The sequence below is a fragment of the Streptomyces sp. NPDC058662 genome (assembly GCF_042716255.1).
In the GTDB taxonomy this organism is placed as follows: domain Bacteria; phylum Actinomycetota; class Actinomycetes; order Streptomycetales; family Streptomycetaceae; genus Streptomyces.
In genome coordinates this window covers 1-20427 of sequence record NZ_JBHXRU010000088.1, presented here as the reverse complement: position 1 = coordinate 20427, position 20427 = coordinate 1, and the positions used below count along the sequence as shown (strand labels likewise).

The 20427-nt window shown below is 72.0% G+C and carries 22 protein-coding genes; 15 read left to right on the top strand and 7 right to left on the bottom strand.

All coding sequences use genetic code 11. From position 1 onward, the window contains the following. Window positions 1-5 precede the first annotated feature (5 nt). Window positions 6-776, top strand: a complete 771-nt coding sequence (fabI, locus tag ACFWUQ_RS25020) for an enoyl-ACP reductase FabI (RefSeq protein ID WP_384542035.1) — start codon at window positions 6-8, stop codon at window positions 774-776. Between the two features lie 204 nt (window positions 777-980). After that, a complete protein-coding gene (locus tag ACFWUQ_RS25015) occupies window positions 981-1412 on the top strand; it encodes a hypothetical protein (RefSeq protein ID WP_384542032.1) in 432 nt (143 codons plus the stop codon). Here the strand turns inward: ACFWUQ_RS25015 and ACFWUQ_RS25010 are convergent. Next, entirely contained in the window at window positions 1393-2124 is a 732-nt protein-coding gene (locus ACFWUQ_RS25010; protein WP_384542029.1) for a FadR/GntR family transcriptional regulator, read from the bottom strand. The two genes, ACFWUQ_RS25015 and ACFWUQ_RS25010, sit on opposite strands and share 20 nt — an antisense overlap. 80 nt (window positions 2125-2204) lie before the next feature. Here ACFWUQ_RS25010 and ACFWUQ_RS25005 point away from each other — a divergent pair, with 80 nt between their 5' ends. From ACFWUQ_RS25005 to ACFWUQ_RS24990, 4 genes are all read left to right on the top strand, one after another. Then, window positions 2205-3515, top strand: a complete 1311-nt coding sequence (locus ACFWUQ_RS25005) for a CynX/NimT family MFS transporter (RefSeq protein WP_384542026.1) — start codon at window positions 2205-2207, stop codon at window positions 3513-3515. A gap of 5 nt (window positions 3516-3520) precedes the next feature. Beyond that, the gene (locus ACFWUQ_RS25000) at window positions 3521-3640 is read left to right on the top strand and encodes an SGM_5486 family transporter-associated protein (RefSeq protein ID WP_384542024.1); all 120 of its coding nucleotides are present in this window, start codon (window positions 3521-3523) and stop codon (window positions 3638-3640) included. Window positions 3641-3799: 159 nt separating this feature from the next. Beyond that, a complete protein-coding gene (locus ACFWUQ_RS24995; RefSeq protein WP_384542022.1) occupies window positions 3800-4030 on the top strand; it encodes a hypothetical protein in 231 nt (76 codons plus the stop codon). A 97-nt stretch (window positions 4031-4127) separates the two neighbouring features. Then, a complete protein-coding gene (locus tag ACFWUQ_RS24990) occupies window positions 4128-4649 on the top strand; it encodes a SixA phosphatase family protein (RefSeq protein WP_384542019.1) in 522 nt (173 codons plus the stop codon). An 80-nt stretch (window positions 4650-4729) separates the two neighbouring features. On the opposite strand, the gene serB is transcribed toward ACFWUQ_RS24990, so the two are convergent. After that, on the bottom strand, window positions 4730-5929 hold the full coding sequence (gene serB, locus ACFWUQ_RS24985; protein ID WP_384542016.1) for a phosphoserine phosphatase SerB: 1200 nt from the start codon (window positions 5927-5929) through the stop codon (window positions 4730-4732). Between the two features lie 469 nt (window positions 5930-6398). Between serB and ACFWUQ_RS24980 the strand changes: the two genes are divergently transcribed. After that, entirely contained in the window at window positions 6399-8915 is a 2517-nt protein-coding gene (locus ACFWUQ_RS24980) for an FHA domain-containing protein (protein WP_384542059.1), read from the top strand. A gap of 120 nt (window positions 8916-9035) precedes the next feature. Here ACFWUQ_RS24980 and ACFWUQ_RS24975 read toward each other — a convergent pair whose 3' ends face one another. Continuing rightward, window positions 9036-9731: a transglycosylase SLT domain-containing protein gene (locus ACFWUQ_RS24975; RefSeq protein ID WP_384542013.1), complete on the bottom strand. Its 696-nt coding sequence runs from the start codon at window positions 9729-9731 to the stop codon at window positions 9036-9038. Window positions 9732-10341: 610 nt separating this feature from the next. Here ACFWUQ_RS24975 and ACFWUQ_RS24970 point away from each other — a divergent pair. The 3 genes from ACFWUQ_RS24970 to ACFWUQ_RS24960 all read left to right on the top strand — a co-directional run bounded on the left by ACFWUQ_RS24970 (window position 10342) and on the right by ACFWUQ_RS24960 (window position 12564). Then, window positions 10342-11505 (top strand): GAF domain-containing sensor histidine kinase, encoded by a 1164-nt coding sequence (locus ACFWUQ_RS24970; protein WP_384542011.1) that lies wholly within the window; start codon window positions 10342-10344, stop codon window positions 11503-11505. Next, on the top strand, window positions 11498-12157 hold the full coding sequence (locus ACFWUQ_RS24965) for a response regulator (protein WP_384542008.1): 660 nt from the start codon (window positions 11498-11500) through the stop codon (window positions 12155-12157). The genes ACFWUQ_RS24970 and ACFWUQ_RS24965 overlap by 8 nt, the downstream gene beginning before the upstream one ends. Window positions 12158-12318: 161 nt before the next feature. Then, window positions 12319-12564 (top strand): chaplin, encoded by a 246-nt coding sequence (locus ACFWUQ_RS24960; RefSeq protein ID WP_384542057.1) that lies wholly within the window; start codon window positions 12319-12321, stop codon window positions 12562-12564. Between the two features lie 325 nt (window positions 12565-12889). Here ACFWUQ_RS24960 and ACFWUQ_RS24955 read toward each other — a convergent pair whose 3' ends face one another. Further along, window positions 12890-13672 (bottom strand): hypothetical protein, encoded by a 783-nt coding sequence (locus ACFWUQ_RS24955; RefSeq protein WP_384542005.1) that lies wholly within the window; start codon window positions 13670-13672, stop codon window positions 12890-12892. A 133-nt stretch (window positions 13673-13805) separates the two neighbouring features. Here ACFWUQ_RS24955 and ACFWUQ_RS24950 point away from each other — a divergent pair, with 133 nt between their 5' ends. From ACFWUQ_RS24950 to ACFWUQ_RS24935, 4 genes are all read left to right on the top strand, one after another. After that, window positions 13806-14603, top strand: a complete 798-nt coding sequence (locus ACFWUQ_RS24950) for an ABC transporter ATP-binding protein (protein ID WP_384542003.1) — start codon at window positions 13806-13808, stop codon at window positions 14601-14603. Window positions 14604-14677: 74 nt separating this feature from the next. Further along, on the top strand, window positions 14678-15106 hold the full coding sequence (locus ACFWUQ_RS24945) for an NfeD family protein (protein ID WP_384542001.1): 429 nt from the start codon (window positions 14678-14680) through the stop codon (window positions 15104-15106). A gap of 84 nt (window positions 15107-15190) precedes the next feature. Continuing rightward, window positions 15191-16177, top strand: a complete 987-nt coding sequence (locus ACFWUQ_RS24940; protein ID WP_384541999.1) for an SPFH domain-containing protein — start codon at window positions 15191-15193, stop codon at window positions 16175-16177. A gap of 107 nt (window positions 16178-16284) precedes the next feature. Further along, a complete protein-coding gene (locus ACFWUQ_RS24935) occupies window positions 16285-17055 on the top strand; it encodes a sulfite exporter TauE/SafE family protein (RefSeq protein ID WP_384542054.1) in 771 nt (256 codons plus the stop codon). A gap of 60 nt (window positions 17056-17115) precedes the next feature. On the opposite strand, the gene ACFWUQ_RS24930 is transcribed toward ACFWUQ_RS24935, so the two are convergent. The 3 genes from ACFWUQ_RS24930 to ACFWUQ_RS24920 all read right to left on the bottom strand — a co-directional run bounded on the left by ACFWUQ_RS24930 (window position 17116) and on the right by ACFWUQ_RS24920 (window position 19195). Further along, window positions 17116-17619: an HNH endonuclease gene (locus ACFWUQ_RS24930; protein WP_384541996.1), complete on the bottom strand. Its 504-nt coding sequence runs from the start codon at window positions 17617-17619 to the stop codon at window positions 17116-17118. Between the two features lie 148 nt (window positions 17620-17767). Further along, window positions 17768-18301, bottom strand: coding sequence for a YbhB/YbcL family Raf kinase inhibitor-like protein (locus tag ACFWUQ_RS24925; RefSeq protein ID WP_384541993.1), 534 nt, complete (start codon window positions 18299-18301; stop codon window positions 17768-17770). Window positions 18302-18412: 111 nt separating this feature from the next. Beyond that, window positions 18413-19195 carry a sporulation protein gene (locus ACFWUQ_RS24920; RefSeq protein WP_384541991.1) on the bottom strand — a complete coding sequence of 261 codons (783 nt, stop codon included), beginning with the start codon at window positions 19193-19195 and terminating at the stop codon, window positions 18413-18415. A 134-nt stretch (window positions 19196-19329) separates the two neighbouring features. Here ACFWUQ_RS24920 and ACFWUQ_RS24915 point away from each other — a divergent pair, with 134 nt between their 5' ends. Then, complete coding sequence (locus ACFWUQ_RS24915) at window positions 19330-19974, top strand: DNA-3-methyladenine glycosylase (protein WP_384541989.1); 645 nt, start codon at window positions 19330-19332, stop codon at window positions 19972-19974. The last annotated feature ends 453 nt before the right edge of the window (window positions 19975-20427 follow it).

Below are 20427 nucleotides of genomic sequence, written 5' to 3'. Positions count from 1 at the left end.
TCACCATGAGCGGAATTCTCGACGGCAAGCGCATCCTCATCACCGGGGTGCTGATGGAATCCTCCATCGCCTTCCACACCGCCAAGCTGGCCCAGGAGCAGGGCGCCGAGGTCATCCTCACGGCGTGGCCGCGCCCGACGCTGACGGAGCGCATCGCCAAGAAGCTGCCGAAGCCCGTCAAGGTCATCGAGCTCGACGTCACCAACGACGAGCACCTGGCCCGCCTGGAGGGCCTGGTCCGCGAGGAGCTCGGCGGTCTCGACGGCGTCGTCCACTCGATCGGCTTCGCGCCCCAGGACGCCCTCGGCGGCAACTTCCTGAACACCCCCTTCGAGTCGGTCGCGACCGCGATGCACGTCTCGGCGTTCTCGCTGAAGTCGCTGACCATGGCCTGCAAGCCGCTGTTCGCCGCGGAGGGCGCGGCCGTCGTGGGCCTCACCTTCGACGCGCAGTTCGCCTGGCCGCAGTACGACTGGATGGGCCCGGCCAAGGCCGCCCTGGAGGCCACGAGCCGCTACCTGGCCCGCGACCTGGGCAAGGAGAACATCCGCTGCAACCTGGTCTCGGCCGGTCCGCTCGGCTCCATGGCCGCGAAGTCCATCCCGGGCTTCTCCGAGCTGGCGGACGTCTGGAACACCCGCTCGATGCTGGACTGGGACATGAACGACCCGGAGCCGGCCGGCAAGGGCGTCGTCGCCCTGCTGTCGGACTGGTTCCCGAAGACCACCGGCGAGATCGTCCACGTGGACGGCGGCCTGCACGCGATGGGTGCCTGACGGGCCCCCGTCCCCACGCGTTCGAACACCGGCCGCGCCCCCCTTCCGGGAGGCGCGGCCGGCGCCGTCTCCCGGCCCCGCGGGCGGCCTCTCGATCGGATGTTCACCGGCCGACTGGATCTTCCCGAGTCGAAAACCAGGACAGATGCCTGCAAACTGACCAGGCCGGGATCTTCCCGGCCGGTACGGGGAGGAGGTGCGGGCATGCGCGCGAAGCCGAGCCGAGCGGCATCACTGCTGGTCACCTCCGTGGTCCTGACCGGACTCCTGACCCCGGGCGCGGTGGCGCAGCCGGCGGGAGAGGAGCCGGCGCCCGGTCCCGAGGCGGCCGCCCCGGCCGTCGTGGACCTCGCCGACATCCCCGCCGAGCCACCCGTCCGGCCCGCGCGGCCCCCCCGCCGCGATCTCTTCGGCGCCGACTGCGACACCGTGGTCGACGGCTCGCGGGTGACGGCGTACTGCCACAACAGCTACCCCGAGACCGACCTGGTGCGGCTCCACATCGAATGCGACCGCTGGTGGGACGTGGACGGCGACGGCGTCGCCGTGCCCGTCGGCCCGGCCGGCCGCACCGAGCTCACCGGCCGCTGCTGGAAAGAGGTCCGCGCGGTCTGGGTCAGCCACCAGCGCCCGTGAGCGGGCCCGCGGCGGCGTCCCGGCCGAGGCGACCCGCGGCGGCGTCCCGGCCGAGGCAGACGAACGGGTAGCCCGCCGCCTCCGAGGCGGCCGCGTCCGCGTCGCCGCGCCGGACCGCCTCGATCAGCCGTGCGTGGTCCACGTGGTCGGCGGCCCGCAGCTCGGTACCCACGTCGGCGCGCAGCCAGTCGGCCACCAGGTCGCCGAGGTCCGCGTACAGCTCGACCAGCACCTCGTTGTGGGAGGCCGTCACGACGGCCATGTGCAGGCTGACGTCCGCCGCCACGAACAGCTCCGCGTCCCCGCTCGCCCACGCCTCCTCGCGCCGGGCCAGCAGCGCGTCCAGCTGTACGAGGTCCCGGTCGGTGCGCCGCTCGGCCGCCAGCCGGGCCGCCGACGACTCCAGGGTCGAGCGCAGCTCCGCGATGTGCCGGGGCTCGGCCCCGGCGAAGCGGCGGTGCATCACTCCGGCCAGCTCACTGGTGGCGATGACGTACGTGCCCGAGCCCTGCCGGATGTCGAGGAGCCCGTTGTGCGCGAGCGCCCGGACGGCCTCGCGCACCGTATTGCGGGCGACCCCGAGCAGCTCCACCAGTTCCGGCTCGGTCGGGATCCGGGCCCCCACCGGCCATTCGCCGGAGGTGATCTGGTTCCGCAGCTGGGCGATCACCTGGTCGACGAGCGCGGAGCGCCGGGGCGAGGTCAGCGGCATGGGTTCCTCTCGGGGACGGCCGGCCCGGGGGCCCGTCGGCGACTGGACAACCAATCATCCCATGATTCTATGATGGTTGAATGTCCGACGACGAAATCCAGACCATGAACCGCCCGGCGGTCGTGCGGCCGCACCCCCGGCCGTCCCCCGACCAGCCCGGTCCCCTCCCCGCCGAGGCCGCACCCGCGTGGCTCGGACCGGTGCTCGTCGTCGGCATCGTGCTCGCCGCCCTCAACCTGCGGCCCGCCATCACCAGCCTGGGCGCCCTCTTCGAGGAGACCCGGACGGGCCTCGGCATGAGCGGCGCCGTCGCCGGACTGATCACCTCCGTCCCCGCCCTGTGCTTCGCCGTCTTCGGCGTCACCGCCCCCCGGCTCTCGCGCCGCTTCGGCCCGTCCGCCGTCGTCTGCGCCGGCATGGCCGCCGTCGCCGCGGGTCTGCTGGTCCGGCCCCTCGCGACGAGCGCCGCCGGCTTCTTCGCCGCCAGCGCCCTGTCCCTGGCCGGCATAGCCCTCACCAACGTGCTGCTCCCGGTGATCGTCAAGCGCTACTTCCCCGACCGCCTCGCCACCATGACCGGCCTGTACTCCATGGCCCTGGCCGCCGGCACCTCGCTGGCCGCCGCGGCGACCGTCCCGCTCACCGAGGCCCTCGGCGGCAGCTGGCGCACAGGCCTGCTGGTCTGGGCCGTCCTCGCGGTCGCGGCCGTCCTGCCCTGGCTGCCGATCGCCCTGACCACCCGGCGGGCCGCGCGGGCAGCCGCCGGCGCCGGGGGGAGCGCCGTACGGCACGACGCCGGGCCGCCGGTCGTGCGCAGCCGCACCGCCTGGGCCCTGGCCTGCTACTTCGGACTCCAGGCCACCGGCGCGTACGTCACCATGGGCTGGCTCCCGCAGATCTTCCGCGACGCCGGTGTCTCGGCCTCCACCGCCGGAGTGCTCCTCGCCGTCACCATGGTCATGGGAGTCCCGCTCGCCTTCGTCATCCCGCGCCTCGCCGGCCGGATGCGCAACCAGGGCCCCATCGCCGTCACCCTCGGCCTCTTCGGCCTCGCCGGCTACCTCGGGCTCCTCCTCGCCCCCGCCGCGGGCGCCTGGGCCTGGGCCCTGTTCCTCGGCGTCTCCAACTGCGCCTTCCCCCTCGTCATCACGATGATCGGCATGCGGGCCAAGTCCCCCGCCGGAGTCGTCAGGCTCTCCGCCTTCGCGCAGAGCACCGGATACCTCATCTCCATCCCCGGCCCCCTCCTCATCGGCACCCTGTACCAGCACAGCGGCGGCTGGGACCTGCCGCTCGCCCTGATGGCCGCACTGCTCGTCCCGCAGATCGCCCTCGGCGTGCTGGCCGGCCGGGACCGCACGATCGAGGACGAATGCGGCATGCGAGACTGACCGGTATGTCGCCCGTACTTGAACCGAACCCGCAGAACGGCCACCGGAAACTGGGCCTCGTGCTCGGTGCGATGCTCGCCGTGACCGTGATCATCGCCGTCATCGCGACGATCGCCTCCCCCTGACGGCCGCCCGCCCCCGACCGCGGGGTGGGGATAACCCCACCACCCCTAGGGGGCCGGGCTCAGGGTGAAGTGGGGTGCGCCCCGGATGGGAAGCGCTCCTTCGGATCCATAGATTCGAAGGCAACGCACTCGTCCCGTCCGCACACCCCGGAGGCGGTCATGTCGGCCCCCACGCACACCAGGCCCCTCCCGCCGCGCGCGCGGACCGCCGGCCGCCGCGCCCGGCACGGCGCCGACGCCCGGCTCCACTGGTGGGCCCTGGCCCTGCCCGCACTCGCCTTCGGCCTCCTGCTGCTGCTCCTCGCCGGGTCCGGCGAGGCCCACGCCGCCGCCGGCGACGGTTCGCCGCTGGTCCAGGTCGCCGAACAGCTCCTGCGCGCCGTCGGCTGACCTCGTGCGCCCGCGCGCCCCGGGACGCGCCCGTGCCCGGTCGCCGGCCTCCCAACGCCCTGCGCCCCGTGGCTCGTTTCATGCGAAGCTGGGAGCCATGAGCGCCGACACACCCCGCAGGATCGCCCTCCTCCGGCACGCCAAGGCCGACTGGCCCGAGGTGTCCGACCACGACCGCCCGCTGGCGGAACGCGGCCGCAAGGACGCGCCGGCCGTCGGCCTGAAACTCGCCGAGACCGGCATCGCCTTCGACCTGGCCCTCTGCTCCACGGCCGCCCGCACCCGCGAGACCTGGAAGCTCGCCGTCCAGGAACTGCCGCACCGGCCGCGGACCTCGTACGAGGAGCGGCTGTACGAGGCCTCGCCGGGCGAGCTCGTCGCCCTGCTCAACGAGACCTCCGACGAGGTCGCGGACCTCCTCGTCATCGGCCACAACCCCGGCATGCACGCGCTCGCCGACGGCCTCTCCGGGCAGGCGGAGGGCGACACCCTGGCGCGTATGACGCGGTCGGGATTCCCGACCGCGGCGCTCGCGGTCGTCTCCTTCACCGGCTCCTGGAAGTCCCTGCAGCTCGGCGCGGGCACGCTGGTCGACTTCTGGACCCCGAAGGAGCACTGAGGCGCACCGGCCCGGAGGCCGCCACGTACGAGGGCCCCGACAGCCGCACCGGCTGTCGGGGCCCTCGCGGCCCGTACGGGTCAGGCCAGGTCGGCGGCCTCGACCTCTTCGCGGGTGATGCCCAGCAGGTACAGCACGGCGTCCAGGAACGGCACGTTCACCGCCGTGTGCGCCGCCTCGCGGACCACCGGCTTGGCGTTGAAGGCCACGCCCAGCCCCGCCGCGTTCAGCATGTCGAGGTCGTTCGCGCCGTCACCGATGGCCACGGTCTGCGTCAGCGGCACGCCGGCCTCGGCGGCGAACCGGCGCAGCAGCCGGGCCTTGCCCGCCCGGTCCACGATCTCGCCGGTGACGCGGCCGGTCAGCTTCCCGTCGACGATCTCCAGCGTGTTGGCGGAGGCGAAGTCCAGCCCCAGCCGCTCGCGCAGGTCGTCCGTCACCTGGGTGAAGCCGCCGGAGACCACGCCGACCTGGTAGCCCAGCCGCTTCAGGGTCCGGATCAGCGTCCGGGCGCCCGGGGTCAGCTGCACCTCGGAGCGGACCTTGTCCACGACGGACGCGTCCAGTCCCGCCAGCAGCGCGACGCGGGCGTGCAGCGACTGCTCGAAGTCCAGCTCGCCGCGCATGGCGCGCTCGGTGACCTCGGCGACCTCCGCCTCGCACCCGGCGTGCGCGGCGAAGAGCTCGATCACCTCGTCCTGGATCAGGGTGGAGTCCACGTCCATGACCACCAGGCGCCGGGCCCTGCGGTGCAGCCCCGCCGAGACCACGGCCACGTCCACACCGATGTGCGAGGAGGCGGTGGCCAGGGCCGTCCGCAGCGGCTCGGTCTCCGTGCCGGAGACGGCGAACTCCACGGCCGTCACCGGGTACTTCGCGAGGCGGAAGATACGGTCGATGTTGCCGCCGGTCTCGGTGATCGTGGCAGCTATGGCGGCGGTCGACTCGGCCGTCAGCGGGTGGCCGAGCACGGTCACGTGGGAACGGCCGCTGCCACGCGGCCGGTTGTCACCGGTACCCGAGAGGATCTCGGCCTGCAGCTTCAGCGACTCGGCCCAGCTGTGGACGGTGGCCCGCAGCTCGCCCCCGGCTCCGCCGGCGGGCTCGGTGACGAGGGCGCACAGGACGATGCGGCCGCGGGTGACGACCTGCTCGATGTCGACGACGTCGACCGAGTAGGCGGCGAGGGTGTCGAACAGCCCGGCGGTGATCCCGGGACGGTCCTTGCCGAAGATCTTGACGAGGAGGGTGGGGACCTCGGAGGTCTGCGATGCGCTCATGGTGCCCTCACCGTATCTTCCCGCCCCCCGCACCAGGACCCCCGTCCCACCCTACGGTCGCCCCCCATCCCCGGCCACCCGGGCGCCGGGCCGCCCGGACCGTTCGAACGCTCCGGGCGCGGGCCCGGTGCCCGGGGCCGGGAGGCGACCGGTCCGGGCACCCGGCCGCCCGGGCCGGCACGACCCGTCCGCGACCGTGCGCGTCCGTCGGCGCGTGTCCGTCCCGGACCGCCGGCGCGGTCGGCGCACGCCCTCGCGGCGCCGGCGAGAAGTCCCGTATCGCACGCTCCGGGTTGCTTTCGCCCCCTCCAACGGGCCTCCCCGGGCCCGTCGGCAAGGCCCGGATTCCACATGTGGCCCCGGGCCTGAAATAGTTCCCCCGGATGTTCGCCATCCCTAGACTCCCTGACATCAGGGAACTTCTCGGGGGACCATAAGTGGGGCTGGAGTGCCGGAACTCGTACTGGAATTGAATGGCAGGACCTGGACGCTCGATCCGTCCAGGTCGTACTCGCTGGGGCGCGATCCCCAGGGAGACGTGGTGATCGACGACGCGCGGGTGTCGTGGCGGCATGCCACCATCAGCTGGAACGGCCGTGGTTGGGGGATCGAGGACCACGGCAGCACCAACGGGACCTACGTGAACGGCGCCCGGGTCCAGCAGGCCGAGCTCGTCCCCGGCACGCCGGTCCACCTGGGCAACGCCACCGACGGCCCCAGGCTCGACCCCGTCGCGGCGCAGCAGCCCGCGGTGGCCCAGCAGGCGTCGGCGCAGGCGTACGCCCAGCCGCAGGCGCCGGCATACCAGGCCCCGCACCAGCAGCAGCAGCACCAGCAGTACGCACAGCAGCAGCAGCAGGCCTGGGACCAGCAGCAGCACGCCCAGCCGCAGCCGCAGGTCCCGCACCAGCAGGCCGGCGGCGCCTCCGCGCCCCGTCCGGCCCAGGCCGGCGGCGCCCCGGGCTACGGCGACCGCAGCCCCACGACGTTCCACCAGCTCTCGCTGGGCCACGTCATGCGGATCGGCCGCGCCCTGGAGAACGAGCTGGTGGTCTCCGACCTCCAGGTCTCGCGCCACCACGCCGAGTTCCGCTCGATGCCCGGCGGTCGCTTCGAGATCCACGACCTCGGCAGCCACAACGGCACCTACGTCAACGGCCAGCCGCTCGCCAAGTCCGGTACGGCGCTCCTCGGCCCGAACGACATCGTCAGCGTCGGCCACTCCACCTTCCGTATCGTCGGCGACCGGCTGGAGGAGTTCGTCGACACCGGCGAGGTCTCCTTCTCGGCCCGCCACCTGACGGTCACGGTCGACGGCGGCAAGCAGATCCTCAAGGACGTCACCTTCGGCGTCCCGGAGAAGTCCCTCATCGGAGTCATCGGCCCCTCCGGCTCCGGCAAGTCGACCCTCCTCAAGGCGCTCACCGGCTACCGGCCCGCCGACCAGGGCGACGTCCTCTACGACAACCGCAACCTGTACAAGCAGTTCGCGGAGCTCCGCCAGCGCATCGGCCTGGTCCCGCAGGACGACATCCTGCACAAGGAACTGACCGTCCGCACCGCCCTGAAGTACGCGGCCAAGCTCCGCTTCCCGGGCGACACCGCCGAGTCCGAGCGCGCGGCCCGCGTCAACGAGGTGCTGCGCGAGCTCAAGCTCGACATCCACAAGGACAAGAAGATCACCGCGCTCTCGGGTGGTCAGCGCAAGCGCGTGTCCGTGGCCCTGGAGCTGCTCACCAAGCCGTCCCTGATCTTCCTGGACGAGCCCACCTCCGGCCTCGACCCGGGCATGGACCGCGACGTCATGCAGCTGCTGCGCGGCCTCGCCGACGACGGCCGCACCGTCCTGGTCGTCACGCACTCGGTCGCCGAGCTGGCCATCTGCGACAAGCTGCTGGTCATGGCCCCGGGCGGTTCGGTCGCGTACTTCGGCCCGCCGGACGAGGCCCTGAACTTCTTCGGCTACACCACCTGGGCGGATGTGTTCTCCGCCTTCGAGAACTACCGCGAGTACGACTGGGCCGGCCGCTGGAAGGGCTCGCAGCACTACCAGCTGTACGCCGCCGACATCGACGCGGTCGCCCCGCAGTCGGTCGCGATGCCCCCCGCCCAGCAGATGCGTCCGCCGAAGCCGCAGGGCTGGGGCTCCCAGCTCTTCACGCTGATGCGCCGCTACGTGTCGGTGATCGCCTCCGACCGCGGCTTCCTCGGCCTGATGCTGATCCTGCCCGCCGTCCTCGGCGTGGTCTCGACGGTCATCCCGGCGACCTTCGGCCTCGCGCCGCCGACGCCCCCGTCCCAGTTCAACGGCGACGCCGGCACGATCATGCTGATCCTGGCGGTCGGCATGTGCTTCTCCGGCGCCGCGAACTCGGTCCGCGAGCTGATCAAGGAACGGGTGATCTACGAGCGGGAGCGCGCGACCGGCCTGTCCCGGTCGGCGTACCTGATGTCGAAGGTGATCGTCCTCGGTGTCATCACGGCCATCCAGGGCGTGATCATCTGCGGGATCGGCTTCTTCCCGCGCGACCTGCCCGAAGAGGGCCTGCTGATGCCGCCGGCCGTCGAGCTCTGCCTCTCGGTCATCGCGCTCGGCTTCACCTCGATGATGTTCGGCCTGGTGATCTCCTCGCTGGTGAAGACCTCCGAGAAGACCATGCCGCTGCTCGTCATGTTCGCGATCGTCCAGGTCGTCTTCACCGGCATCCTCTTCCAGGTCTACGACTCCCCGGGCCTGGAGCAGTTCGCCTGGCTGATGCCCTCCCGCTGGGCCGTCGCCGCCGCCGGCACCACACTGCACCTCGGCACGCTCATGCCGCCGTGGGACCGCGACAACCCGACGAACACCGACCCGCTCTGGGACGCCACCATCGGGCAGTGGAGCCTGAACATCACCGTCCTGCTGCTGCTCGGCATCGCCTGCGGCTTCGCGGTGCAGCGCCTGCTGCGCCGCCACGAGCCCGAGGTCATGCGGGCCGGCAAGTAGGACCGCCGCGGGCGGCCGCCGCGCCACCGCGGCCCGTACGCGCGAAACGCCTCAGGGCGGCACCCGGAGTCCGGGTGCCGCCCTGAGGCGCGTGGGGGAAGGCAGGGGTACGCCGGTGGCCTAGTAGGCGCTGTTGACGTTGTCCATCGAGCCGTAGCGGTCGGCCGCGTAGTTGCAGGCGGCGACGATGTTCGCGACCGGGTCGTACTGGTCGAACTTGGTGCCCTTGACGTGGTACGCCTTGAAGGTCGGGTAGATGACCTGGAGCAGACCCTTGCTGGGGATGCCGTTCTGGGCGTTGATGTCCCAGTTGTTGATCGCCATCGGGTTGCCGCTGGACTCGCGGATGATGTTGCGGTGGATGCCGGAGTAGCTGCCCGGAATGCCTTCCTTCTTCATGATGAAGAGGGCTTCCTTGATCCAGCCGTCGAGGTTGTTCGCGAAGGCGGGGGTGCGGACCGCGGAACGGCTCGCGGCTTCCTTCTTCTCGCGGGCCTTCTTCGCGGCGGCCTCGGCCTTCGCCTTCGCGGCGGCCTTCGCCTTCGCGGCGGCCTTCGCCTTGGCGGCGGCGTCCGCCGCCTTCTTGTCGGCGACGACCTGCTGCACGGCGAGGTTCTGCTGTACGGCCTTCGTCTGGGCGCCGTCGACGACCTGGGTCCAGGCGACGGGGGCGGCGGAGATCGTGTCGCCCTGCGCGGCACCGGCCGGGACGAGGGAGAAGGCGAGCGCGGCGGCACCGAGCGTGGAGACACCGGCGATGGACAGCTTGTGTGCCTTCGTCAGACGACTGTGACCGAGAGTGCGGGAAGCAGACATGGCGGGGCAACCTCTTCGAATAGCGGGGGCCGCAGGAAAGCGCCGCTCGGATCCGGGATCCGCGGCGCTGTTGCGACGGGAGCAATTCTTAGCGGTGGCAAAAAGCTGTGGCAAAGGTGTGACCTACGACCGCGCTTAGTGGATCAGGGGCGGGCGGAGAGGTCCGTTCTCGGCCCCGGACGCTAGGCGCGCCCGTGCTGACAGGACCTTTACCTGTCCACTAGGCGCCTTCGTAAGTGATGTGCGTCCTATGCGCGGGCTCACATCGGCCACGTAACAGTCTGACCGTCCGTTGCTCTCGCAATGCGATCCGTGACCGATTCGGCCCAGGGCGGCACGTGGAGGCCGCCGGCAGGCGTGCCGGAGCGGCCGGGCCCCCGACCCCGCGTACCCGCACAGCGCCGCGGCACTCCCCCGACCCCGTACCGGCCCGTGGTCCATGGGGGAGGGGTCTGCGAAATGTCCCTTATATAGGGACCTGTATGTGGAGCTGCCTCGCCCGGGGTCGGGCCGTCGGCGGCGCCTCGGTCGAACGGCCCGTCCGCGAGGTCCGGCGGACCTACGTCCGCGGCCCGATCCCCCAGGTCACAGCCGCGGGTACGGTGGGCCCATGACCGGTAGCCCCCTCACCGGCGGACCCCGCGGCGGCCTGGCGGCCGTGAGTACCGCCCTGCTCGCCATGAGCGGCACCCTGGAGGTCCGCGACGTCCTGCGCACGATCGTCGCCTCCGCCCGCGAGCTCCTGGACGCGCGGTACGCGGCCCTGGGCGTCCCGGACGACCACGGCGGCTTCGCCCAGTTCGTCGTGGACGGCGTCAGCGAGGAGCAGTGGCGGCGTATCGGCCCGCTGCCCCGCCAGCACGGCATCCTCGCCGCGATGCTCCACCAGGACGGCCCCGAGCGACTGGCCGACGTCCGCGACGACCCGCGCTTCGAGGGCTGGCCGGCGGCCCACCCCGACATGTCCGACTTCCTCGGGCTGCCCATCCGGGACGGCGACGAGACCCTCGGCGCCCTCTTCCTCGCGAACAAGTGCTCCCCGCGTCCCGGCGCCGCCCCCGGCTTCACCGACGAGGACGAGGAGCTGCTGGCCCTCCTCGCCCAGCACGCGGCGATCGCCCTCACCAACGCCCGGCTCTACGAGCGCAGCCGGGAGCTGACCATCGCCGAGGAGCGCTCCCGCCTCGCCCACGAGCTGCACGACGCCGTCAGCCAGAAGCTCTTCTCGCTCCGCCTCACCGCCCAGGCCGCCGCCGCGCTCGTGGACCGCGACCCCGACCGCGCCAAGGGCGAGCTCCAGCAGGTCGCCGCGCTGGCCGCCGAGGCCGCCGACGAACTGCGCGCCGCCGTGACCGAGCTGCGCCCGGCCGCCCTGGACGAGGACGGGCTGGTCGCCACCCTGCGTACGCACGTCCAGGTCCTCGACCGCGCCCACACCGCGCACGTCTCCTTCACCTGCGACGGCGTACGCGCCCTCCCGGCGAGCCAGGAGGAAGCGCTGCTGCGGGTGGCCCAGGAGGCCCTCCACAACGCGCTGCGGCACTCCCGGGCACAGGACGTGGCGGTCGCCCTGGCGCGGACGTCCGGCGGCGGAGCGGTGCTCACGGTCACCGACTCGGGCCGCGGCTTCGACCCGTCGGCGGTCCGCACCGCGGGCCGCCACCTGGGGCTGGTCTCCATGCGGGACCGCGCGAGCGGGGCGGGCGGACGGCTCGCCGTGCGTTCGGCGCCCGGAGAGGGAACCGTGATCGAGATGGAGGTCCCCGGTGGCTGAGACCCCCGGCCCGGGCGGCGGGATCCGTGTACTGCTGGTCGACGACCACCAGGTGGTCCGGCGGGGCCTGCGCACCTTCCTGGAGGTCCAGGACGACATCGAGGTGGTCGGCGAGGCCTCCGACGGCGAGGAGGGCGTCGCCCGGGCCGAGGAGCTGCGGCCCGACGTGATCCTCATGGACGTCAAGATGCCGGGCACCGACGGCATCGAGGCTCTGCGCAGGCTGCGGGGGCTGGCCAACCCGGCCCGGGTGCTGATCGTCACCAGCTTCACCGAGCAGCGGACCGTGGTTCCCGCGCTGCGGGCGGGCGCGGCGGGATACGTCTACAAGGACATCGACCCCGACGCCCTGGCCGGAGCCATCCGCTCCGTGCACGCCGGCCACGTCCTCCTCCAGCCGGAGGTGGCGCAGGCGCTGCTCTCGCAGGACGAGCAGGGGGGCTCGGCGGGCCGCCCCGGCTCACTGACCGACCGCGAGCGCCAGGTCCTCGGGCTCATCGCGGACGGGCGCTCCAACCGGGAGATAGCCCGGGCCCTGGTGCTGTCCGAGAAGACGGTCAAGACGCATGTCTCGAACATCCTGATGAAACTGGACCTCGCCGACCGCACCCAGGCCGCGTTGTGGGCGGTCAGGCACGGGATCGCCGAGTAGGAGGAGCGAATCGGACCGCGTCCTTCCGGCCCGGGAGGCAGTATGAGGTTCATACGGTCGGGTGTATGTCGCCCACATGGCGTATCCCGCTCCGTCCGCGGGCCGTTCTCCATGGCGTGCCGCGACGGCTGGTCGCGGCAGACGTACTGGAGGACGAGAACGTGAAGAACTTCAAGAAGGCCGCCACCGTCACCATGATCGCGGGCGGCCTCCTCGCCGCCGGCGCGGGTGTCTCCTCCGCGCACGGCGGTGCGTCGGCGGAGGGCGAGGCCCTGAACTCGCCCGGCGTGGCCTCCGGAAACCTGCTCCAGGTGCCCGTGAGCGTGCCCGTGAACGCGGTCGGCAACAGCGTCAACGTGATCGGCCTGCTCAACGCCGCCTTCGGCAACACCGGCGTCAACGCCTGACCTCCCGCACCGCCGCCGGACCCCGCCCGTCGGACGGTCGGATGCCCGCGTGACGCGCCCTCGGCCCCGCTTCCCCCCTTCTCCCCGGGCAGCGGGGCCGTCGCACACCCCCGGCCCACCGCGCCGGGCCGCCGCCGCGCCGGGCCGCCGCCGCGCCGGGTAGCTGCCGCGCCGGGTCGCTACGGCGCCGGGTCGCTACCGCGTCGGGTCGCTACGATGCCGGGCCGCTACGACGCCGGGTCGCTACCGCGTCCGGCCGCCGCCCCGCGTCCGCCCGCAGCCGTGGGGCCGCCGCGCCGCGGCCGACCCGTGCGGAGCCCGGGGCTCAGCCCCGTTCGCGCTCCTCCACCGCCGCGTTGTACGCCGCGACCAGCGCCCGCCGGGCCACCCGCTCCACCGGCCGCAGCGCCTCGGACCGCGCCGCCATCTCCGACGCGGCCACCGCGCCCCCCGGGCCGTTCTCGTACGCCAGCGACACCAGCAGGTCCACCCGCTGCGCCAGCGCCAGCACCCGTACCGCCCGCGCCGGGTACCCCGGAGCCAGTACCTCGCGCCCGGCCTCCGCCCGCGCCCGGTACGCCGACAGCGCGGCCTCCGCCACCGGCCCCGACCCCGCCACGTCCAGCCGGGACAGTACGCCGGTCGCCTCGCGCAGCGCCTCCGCGAGCTCCCGCTCGGCCTCGCCCAGCGAGGGCACGTCCGCCGGCGGGGCCTCCCGCACCGGCAGGCAGTGCCAGATCACCGACACGTGCACGTCCCCGGCCGGCCCGGCCTCCGCCACCTCCGGCACCAGCCCGACCGCCGCCCCCACCGCGACGACCGCCTCCTCGGCCTCCAGGGCGCGCGCGTTGAACTCCGCCGGCCCGCTCAGCCCCAGCGGATGCCCCGGCGCCGGCAGCGCCACCCGGAGCCCGGTCACCCCCAGCGCCCGCATCCGCCCCAGGGCCAGCGTGAGCCCCACCGGCTCCGGCTCCCCGGGCAGCCCCGCCACCCGGTGCACGGCGTCCTCGCCCACGATCGACATCACGGCCTCGTCGGGCGAGACCAGACCGGCCAGCAGAGCGTTCCCCCAGGCGGCCAGCCGCCCGGAACGCGGTTCGAAAAGCATCCCCCTACTTTACGGATCCCGCCCCGCACCCGGCCCCGGCCCCGGACCCCGCCCCGAGTGGCGTAGGTTTTGCCCTGGGGCTGCGCCTGCCGGCGCACAGAGAACCGTGACTGCAAGGGGTGACAACACGCTCATGAGCGACGTTCTGGAGCTGGTGGACGTATCCGTGGTCCGCGAGGGCCGGGCTCTGGTGGACCAGGTCTCCTGGTCGGTGAAGGAGGGGGAGCGCTGGGTGATCCTCGGCCCCAACGGCGCCGGCAAGACCACGCTGCTGAACCTCGCCTCCAGCTACCTCTTCCCGACCACGGGCACCGCCACCATCCTCGGCAGCACCCTCGGCAAGGTCGATGTGTTCGAGCTGCGCCCCCGCATCGGCGTCGCCGGTATCGCGATGGCCGACAAGCTGCCCAAGGGGCAGACCGTCCTGCAGACCGTGCTCACCGCCGCCTACGGCATGACGGCGACCTGGCAGGAGCAGTACGAGGAGATCGACGAGCTGCGCGCCCGCGCCTTCCTCGACCGCCTCGGCATGACGGAGTACCTGGACCGCAAGTTCGGCACCCTCTCCGAGGGCGAGCGCAAGCGCACCCTGATCGCCCGCGCCCTGATGACCGACCCCGAGCTGCTGCTCCTCGACGAGCCCGCCGCCGGCCTGGACCTCGGAGGCCGCGAGGACCTCGTACGCCGCCTCGGCCGTCTCGCCCGCGACCCGCTCGCGCCCTCGATGGTCATGGTCACGCACCACGTCGAGGAGATCGCCCCCGGTTTCACCCATGTCCTGATGATCCGTCAGGGCAAGGTCGTCACCGCCGGCCCGATCGACCTCGAACTGACCTCGCGCAACCTCTCGCTCTGCTTCGGCCTCCCGCTGGTCGTCGAACGCAACGGCGGCGACCGCTGGACCGCCCAGGGCCTCTCCCTCGGCCAGTAGGGCGGGGAGCGCGGCCGCGAGTACGGCCTGCCGCACCCTGTCCGGACCGCGCCCACCCGACCTACCATGACCATGTGGACATCGACGCATGGGTGTGGTGGCTCATCGGCGCGGTCGGACTGGGTATCCCCCTCGTCCTCACCGCCATGCCGGAGTTCGGCATGTTCGCCGTGGGGGCGGTGGCGGCCGCCGTCACGGCCGCGGTCGGCGGGGGAGTGGTGGCCCAAGTCCTCGTCTTCGCGGTCGTATCGGTCGCGCTCATCGCCGTCGTACGGCCGATCGCCAACCGACACCGCGACCAACGGCCCCAACACCGCAGCGGCATCGACGCCTTGAGAGGGCGCAGCGCCGTCGTCCTCGAACGCGTCGACGGCAGCGGCGGCCGCATCAAGCTCGCCGGTGAGATCTGGTCCGCGCGTACCCTTGACGCCGACAGCAGTTTCGAGCCCGGTCAGTCCGTGGACGTCGTGGAGATCGACGGGGCGACCGCCGTCGTCATGTGACAAGCAGCCTGCTCGCGGGCCCCGGGTCTGCGAGACTCCGCTCAACGGGGCAGCACAGACAGCCGGAAGGGCACGGGGAACCGCATGCAACCGATCATCATCGTCCTGATCATTCTGGTGGTTCTGGTCTTCATCGCACTGGTCAAGACGATCCAGGTGATCCCGCAGGCCAGCGCCGCCATCGTCGAGCGGTTCGGCCGCTACACCCGCACACTCAACGCGGGCCTCAACATCGTCGTCCCGTTCATCGACTCGATCCGCAACCGGATCGACCTCCGCGAACAGGTCGTCCCCTTCCCGCCGCAGCCCGTCATCACCCAGGACAACCTGGTCGTCAACATCGACACCGTCATCTACTACCAGGTGACCGACGCCCGCGCCGCGACGTACGAAGTGGCCAGCTACATCCAGGCCATCGAGCAGCTCACCGTCACCACGCTCCGCAACATCATCGGCGGCATGGACCTGGAGCGGACGCTCACCTCCCGCGAGGAGATCAACGCCGCGCTGCGCGGGGTGCTGGACGAGGCCACCGGCAAGTGGGGCATCCGCGTCAACCGCGTCGAGCTCAAGGCCATCGAGCCGCCGACCTCCATCCAGGACTCGATGGAGAAGCAGATGCGCGCCGACCGTGACAAGCGCGCCGCGATCCTCCAGGCCGAAGGCGTCCGGCAGTCCGAGATCCTCCGGGCCGAGGGAGAGAAGCAGTCCTCCATCCTGCGCGCGGAGGGCGACGCCAAGGCCGCGGCCCTGCGGGCCGAGGGCGAAGCGCAGGCGATCCGGACCGTGTTCGAGTCGATCCACGCCGGCGACGCCGACCAGAAGCTCCTCGCCTACCAGTACCTCCAGATGCTCCCGAAGCTCGCCGAGGGCGACGCCAACAAGCTCTGGATCGTGCCGAGCGAGATCGGCGACGCCCTCAAGGGCCTCTCCGGAGCCATGGGCAACTTCGGCCCCATGGGCGCCGGTTCGGGCTTCAACCCGCAGAACGCCGGCAAGGAGGGCGGCGGCATCCCCGCCGCGCGGGACAAGGACGCGGCGGACCGCCGCGAACAGCCCCCCATCGACTGACCCCGCGACAGACGGCCCGTCCCCTGCTGCATGATCAGTGAGGCCCCTCGACCTCCACGGCGAAGAGGCGACCCACTCATGCGAAGGGGACGGCCCAGTCCATGTCCATGTCCCTCTGGGAATCACTCGCCGTCCTCGCGGCCGGCATCGGCGCGGGGACCATCAACACCATCGTCGGCTCCGGTACCTTGATCACCTTCCCGGTGCTGCTCGCCACCGGCCTCCCGCCGGTCACCGCCAACGTGTCCAACACGCTCGGCCTCGTACCCGGCTCCCTCAGCGGCGCCATCGGCTACCGCAAGGAACTCCGGGGCCAGCGGGGCCGCGTCCTGCGGCTCGGCGCCGTCTCCCTGGTCGGCGGCCTCGTGGGCGCCGTCCTGCTGGTCACCCTGCCGTCCGACTCCTTCGACACGATCGTGCCCGTCCTGATCGGCCTGGCCCTCGTACTGGTCGTCCTCCAGCCCCGCCTCGCCCTGGCGCTGCGCCGCCGCCAGGAGGCCGCGGGCGGCGACCCGGGCCACCCCGACGGCGGCCCGGCCCTGCTCACCGGCATGCTGCTCGCCAGCGTGTACGGAGGCTACTTCGGCGCCGCCCAAGGCGTGCTCTACCTCGGTCTGATGGGCCTGCTGCTGCGCGAGGACCTGCAGCGGATCAACGCGGTGAAGAACGTCGTGGCCGCCCTGGTGAACGGCATCGCCGCCGTCTTCTTCCTCTTCGTCGCCGAGTTCGACTGGACCGCCGTCCTCCTCATCGCCGTCGGCTCCACCATCGGCGGGCAGATCGGCGCGAAGGTCGGCCGCCGCCTGCCGCCGACCGTCCTGCGCGGCGTGATCGTGACGGTCGGCCTCATCGCCATCGCCCAACTGCTGATCAGTTGAGGGACGTAGCCGAACTACGTCCACCCCGTCCGCCGCCGGAGCCACGGACGGGGTACCCGGCTAGGCGGAACGCTCCAGCCACTGCGGCAGCACCTCGCGCCCGCCCACCCCCAGAGCCAGCAGCATCGCGTCGGCCGGGGACGGCACGAAGGGCTTGCGCAGGAGCGGCATACCCGCCTCCTCCGGAGTACGGGCCGCTTTGCGGTGGTTGTCCTCGGCGCACGACGCCACCGTGTTCAACCAGGTGTCGCCGCCCCCCTGGGCCCGCGGCAGTACGTGGTCCACGGTCGTCGCCCGCTTCCCGCAGTACGCGCACCGGTGCTGGTCCCGGACCAGCACCCCCCTCCGCGACCAGGGAGCGTGTCTTCGGAAGGGCACCCGGACGTACCGGCACAGCCTGATCACCCGGGGCAGCGGCAGATCCATGGTGGCCCCGCGCACACGCAGTTCGGGATGCGACTGCTCGACGACGGCCTTGTCCTGGAGCACCAGGACCACCGCCCGGTTCAGCGTCACCGTCGACAGCGGCTCGAAGCTCGCATTCAGCACCAGCGTGTCCCGCATCTCGCCCACCTCCCGTGTGCAGGCCCGCGACCTCCCTGGCGGCAGGGCCCGCGACCACTCTGGCCGCGCGCGCCACGCGGGACAACGCAATAAAAATGCCCGGTCCTGGTCGTCTTTAGACCAGGACCGGGCAAACGCTCGGAGAAGATCAGCCCGCCGGTGCCTCGTACTCGCCGATCAGCTGCGCCCGGCCGAGCGTGTGGAAGCGCAGATGGAACCCGACCGCGGCCGCGGACGCGTCGGCGTCGGGTCCGAGCCGCTCCTGGTCCACCGCGTACACGGTGAACACGTACCGGTGGCGCTCCCCGGCCGGCGGGGCGGCCCCGCCGAAGTCCTTGGTCCCGTAGTCGTTGCGCACGTGCAGGGCCCCCGCGGGCAGCCCCTCGAACGTCCCGCCGCCCGCGCCGGCCGGCAGCTCGGTGACCGAGGCCGGGAGGTCGAACAGCACCCAGTGCCAGAACCCGCTGCCCGTGGGCGCGTCCGGGTCGAAGCACGTCACGGCGAAACTCTTCGTCCCTTCCGGGAACCCCGACCACCGCAGCTGCGGGGACACGTTCCCACCCGAGAGCACCTGGGCGGCGCCCAGGTCGGCTCCCGGCGCCAGATCCGCGCTCGTCACGGTGAACCGGGGGACCTCGGGATGGAAGTCGTGCGGCAGCGGTGGCCGGCCTCGCTCGGTCACGTCTGAACCTCCTGGTGGAAAGGGAAACCTTCGGTGGAGCCCATCAGCCCATCAACCAGCGTAGGAGGAGGGGCCCGGGTCGCCGACGGCTGCCCGGGCCCCTCCCACCCGTCACAGCCAGTTGCGCTGCGAGCCGACGGAGGCGATCCACTGGTTCAGGTACGCCGCCCAGTCGGTTCCCGCGTACGACTCCAGACCCACCTGGAAGCAGCGGAAGGTGTCGCTGCCCTCGCTGAACAGCCCCGGCTTCTTGTCCATCTCCAGAACGACGTCCATCTCCCGGCCGTCCGAGACGAAGGTCAGCTCGACCTGGTTCAGCCCCCGGTACTGCGCCGGCGGGGCGAACTCGATCTCCTGGTAGAAGGGCAGCGTCTGCCGCGTCCCCCGGATGTGCCCGCGCTCCATGTCCGCGCTGCGGAAGGAGAAGCCCAGCTGGCGGAACGCGTCGAGGATCGCCTGCTGCGCCGGGACCGGGTGCACGTTGATCGGGTCGAGGTCGCCCGCGTCCACGGCGCGTGCGATCTCAAGCTCCGTGCTCACACCGATGTTCATCCCGCGCAGGTGCTGGCCGCCGAAGTGGGTGATCGGAGTCTCCCAGGGAATCTCCAGCCCGAACGGCACCACGTGCAGGGCGCCCGGCTGCACCTGGAACGCACCACCGAGGCGCTGCTTGGTGAAGACGATGTCCTGCTTGTGCTCCTGGTCGCCGCCTTCGACCTCCACCCGGGCCTGCAGCCCGACGGACAGCCCCTGGATGTCCTGCTCCACAGACCCGCCCTGGATCCGGACCTCACCCTGGACGATCCCGCCCGGCACGGCGTTCGGCTCGGTGATGACGGTGTCCACGGAGGCGCCACCGGCACCCAGGCTCGCGAACAGCTTCTTGAAGCCCATGATCAAACTCCCCTTTAAAGCCCTGTTTGTCCCAGGGACACGACGGCCGCGTCGTCCCGGCCGCACCTACCCCCTACCAACGCGGAACCTTAGGCCCCGGTTGCAGGGATACGCGTTCCACTACCCTCGACCGGATGAGCGCGCGCCCCGACCGTACGCCCCTGGCACGGTCCTTCTTCGACCGCCCGGTCCTCACCGTGGCCCCGGACCTGCTGGGCCGCACCCTGGTCCGCCGCACCCCGCAGGGCCCGATGGAGCTGCGCATCACGGAGGTGGAGGCCTACGAGGGCGAGAGCGACCCGGGCTCGCACGCCTACCGCGGCCGCACGGCGCGCAACGCGTCGATGTTCGGTCCACCCGGACACGCTTACGTCTACTTCATCTACGGCATGTGGTTCAGCCTGAACCTGGTGTGCGGCCCGGCGGACCACGCGAGCGGCGTCCTGCTGCGGGCCGGCGAGGTCACGAGGGGCGCGGACCTCGCGGCCCCGCGTCGCCTGTCGGCCCGGAGGCCGAGCGAACTGGCCAAGGGGCCCGCCCGCCTCGCCACGGCCCTCGACGTGGACCGCACCCTCGACGGCGCCGACCTCTGCGCGGGCCCCGACTCCCCGCTGTCCCTCCTCACCGGCACGGCCACCCCGCCCGCCCTGGTCAGCAGCGGCCCGCGCACGGGAGTGGGTGGCGCCGGCGCCGCCCACCCGTACCGCTTCTGGATCACGCACGACCCCACCGTGAGCCCGTACCGCGCCCACGCGCCCCGCCGGAGGCGCTCAACTTGACTCGGCTCCAACAGACGCCTAATGTAGTCCGAGCCACTTGAACGGGGCACTGCTGTAGGCAGACCCCCAGAGTGGCAAATCCACTACCTACGACGCACCCCTGGCGGGGTTCTATTCGGCATGTCCGAATTCCCGGCCGCCGACCCGATTATGAGTCGCAGAGGGAAAGCGCTAACGTAGCGGAGCGCCGAAAGGCACAGGCCGCCAACGGCCACGAATTCAATTTCGAACCCGAATGGGCACGGAAGAGATCTGGTAACGTTGGAACCGCCGGAAAGGGAAAACGCGAGAGCGAAGGACCTGGAAGGCGAGCGGGACAGGCTCTGATAGAGTCGGAAACGCAAGAACAGAACGAAACGAAGCCCGGAGGAAAGCCCCAGTAGTGTTACTGAGGGTGAGTACGAAGGAAGCGTCCGTTCCTTGAGAACTCAACAGCGTGCCAAAAATCAACGC

What these genes read in the sequence shown, in the direction of transcription:
- ACFWUQ_RS24975 (WP_384542013.1), bottom strand. Translation starts at nt 9,731, where the DNA reads ATGTCTGCTTCCCGCACTCTCGGTCACAGTCGTCTGACGAAGGCACAC.
- ACFWUQ_RS24995 (WP_384542022.1), top strand. Translation starts at nt 3,800, where the DNA reads ATGTCGGCCCCCACGCACACCAGGCCCCTCCCGCCGCGCGCGCGGACC.
- serB (WP_384542016.1), bottom strand. Translation starts at nt 5,929, where the DNA reads ATGAGCGCATCGCAGACCTCCGAGGTCCCCACCCTCCTCGTCAAGATC.
- ACFWUQ_RS24940 (WP_384541999.1), top strand. Translation starts at nt 15,191, where the DNA reads ATGCAACCGATCATCATCGTCCTGATCATTCTGGTGGTTCTGGTCTTC.
- ACFWUQ_RS25015 (WP_384542032.1), top strand. Translation starts at nt 981, where the DNA reads ATGCGCGCGAAGCCGAGCCGAGCGGCATCACTGCTGGTCACCTCCGTG.
- ACFWUQ_RS25000 (WP_384542024.1), top strand. Translation starts at nt 3,521, where the DNA reads ATGTCGCCCGTACTTGAACCGAACCCGCAGAACGGCCACCGGAAACTG.
- ACFWUQ_RS24930 (WP_384541996.1), bottom strand. Translation starts at nt 17,619, where the DNA reads ATGCGGGACACGCTGGTGCTGAATGCGAGCTTCGAGCCGCTGTCGACG.
- ACFWUQ_RS24935 (WP_384542054.1), top strand. Translation starts at nt 16,285, where the DNA reads ATGTCCCTCTGGGAATCACTCGCCGTCCTCGCGGCCGGCATCGGCGCG.
- ACFWUQ_RS24950 (WP_384542003.1), top strand. Translation starts at nt 13,806, where the DNA reads ATGAGCGACGTTCTGGAGCTGGTGGACGTATCCGTGGTCCGCGAGGGC.
- ACFWUQ_RS24970 (WP_384542011.1), top strand. Translation starts at nt 10,342, where the DNA reads ATGACCGGTAGCCCCCTCACCGGCGGACCCCGCGGCGGCCTGGCGGCC.
- ACFWUQ_RS24955 (WP_384542005.1), bottom strand. Translation starts at nt 13,672, where the DNA reads ATGCTTTTCGAACCGCGTTCCGGGCGGCTGGCCGCCTGGGGGAACGCT.
- ACFWUQ_RS25005 (WP_384542026.1), top strand. Translation starts at nt 2,205, where the DNA reads ATGTCCGACGACGAAATCCAGACCATGAACCGCCCGGCGGTCGTGCGG.
- ACFWUQ_RS25010 (WP_384542029.1), bottom strand. Translation starts at nt 2,124, where the DNA reads ATGCCGCTGACCTCGCCCCGGCGCTCCGCGCTCGTCGACCAGGTGATC.
- fabI (WP_384542035.1), top strand. Translation starts at nt 6, where the DNA reads ATGAGCGGAATTCTCGACGGCAAGCGCATCCTCATCACCGGGGTGCTG.
- ACFWUQ_RS24915 (WP_384541989.1), top strand. Translation starts at nt 19,330, where the DNA reads ATGAGCGCGCGCCCCGACCGTACGCCCCTGGCACGGTCCTTCTTCGAC.
- ACFWUQ_RS24990 (WP_384542019.1), top strand. Translation starts at nt 4,128, where the DNA reads ATGAGCGCCGACACACCCCGCAGGATCGCCCTCCTCCGGCACGCCAAG.
- ACFWUQ_RS24920 (WP_384541991.1), bottom strand. Translation starts at nt 19,195, where the DNA reads ATGGGCTTCAAGAAGCTGTTCGCGAGCCTGGGTGCCGGTGGCGCCTCC.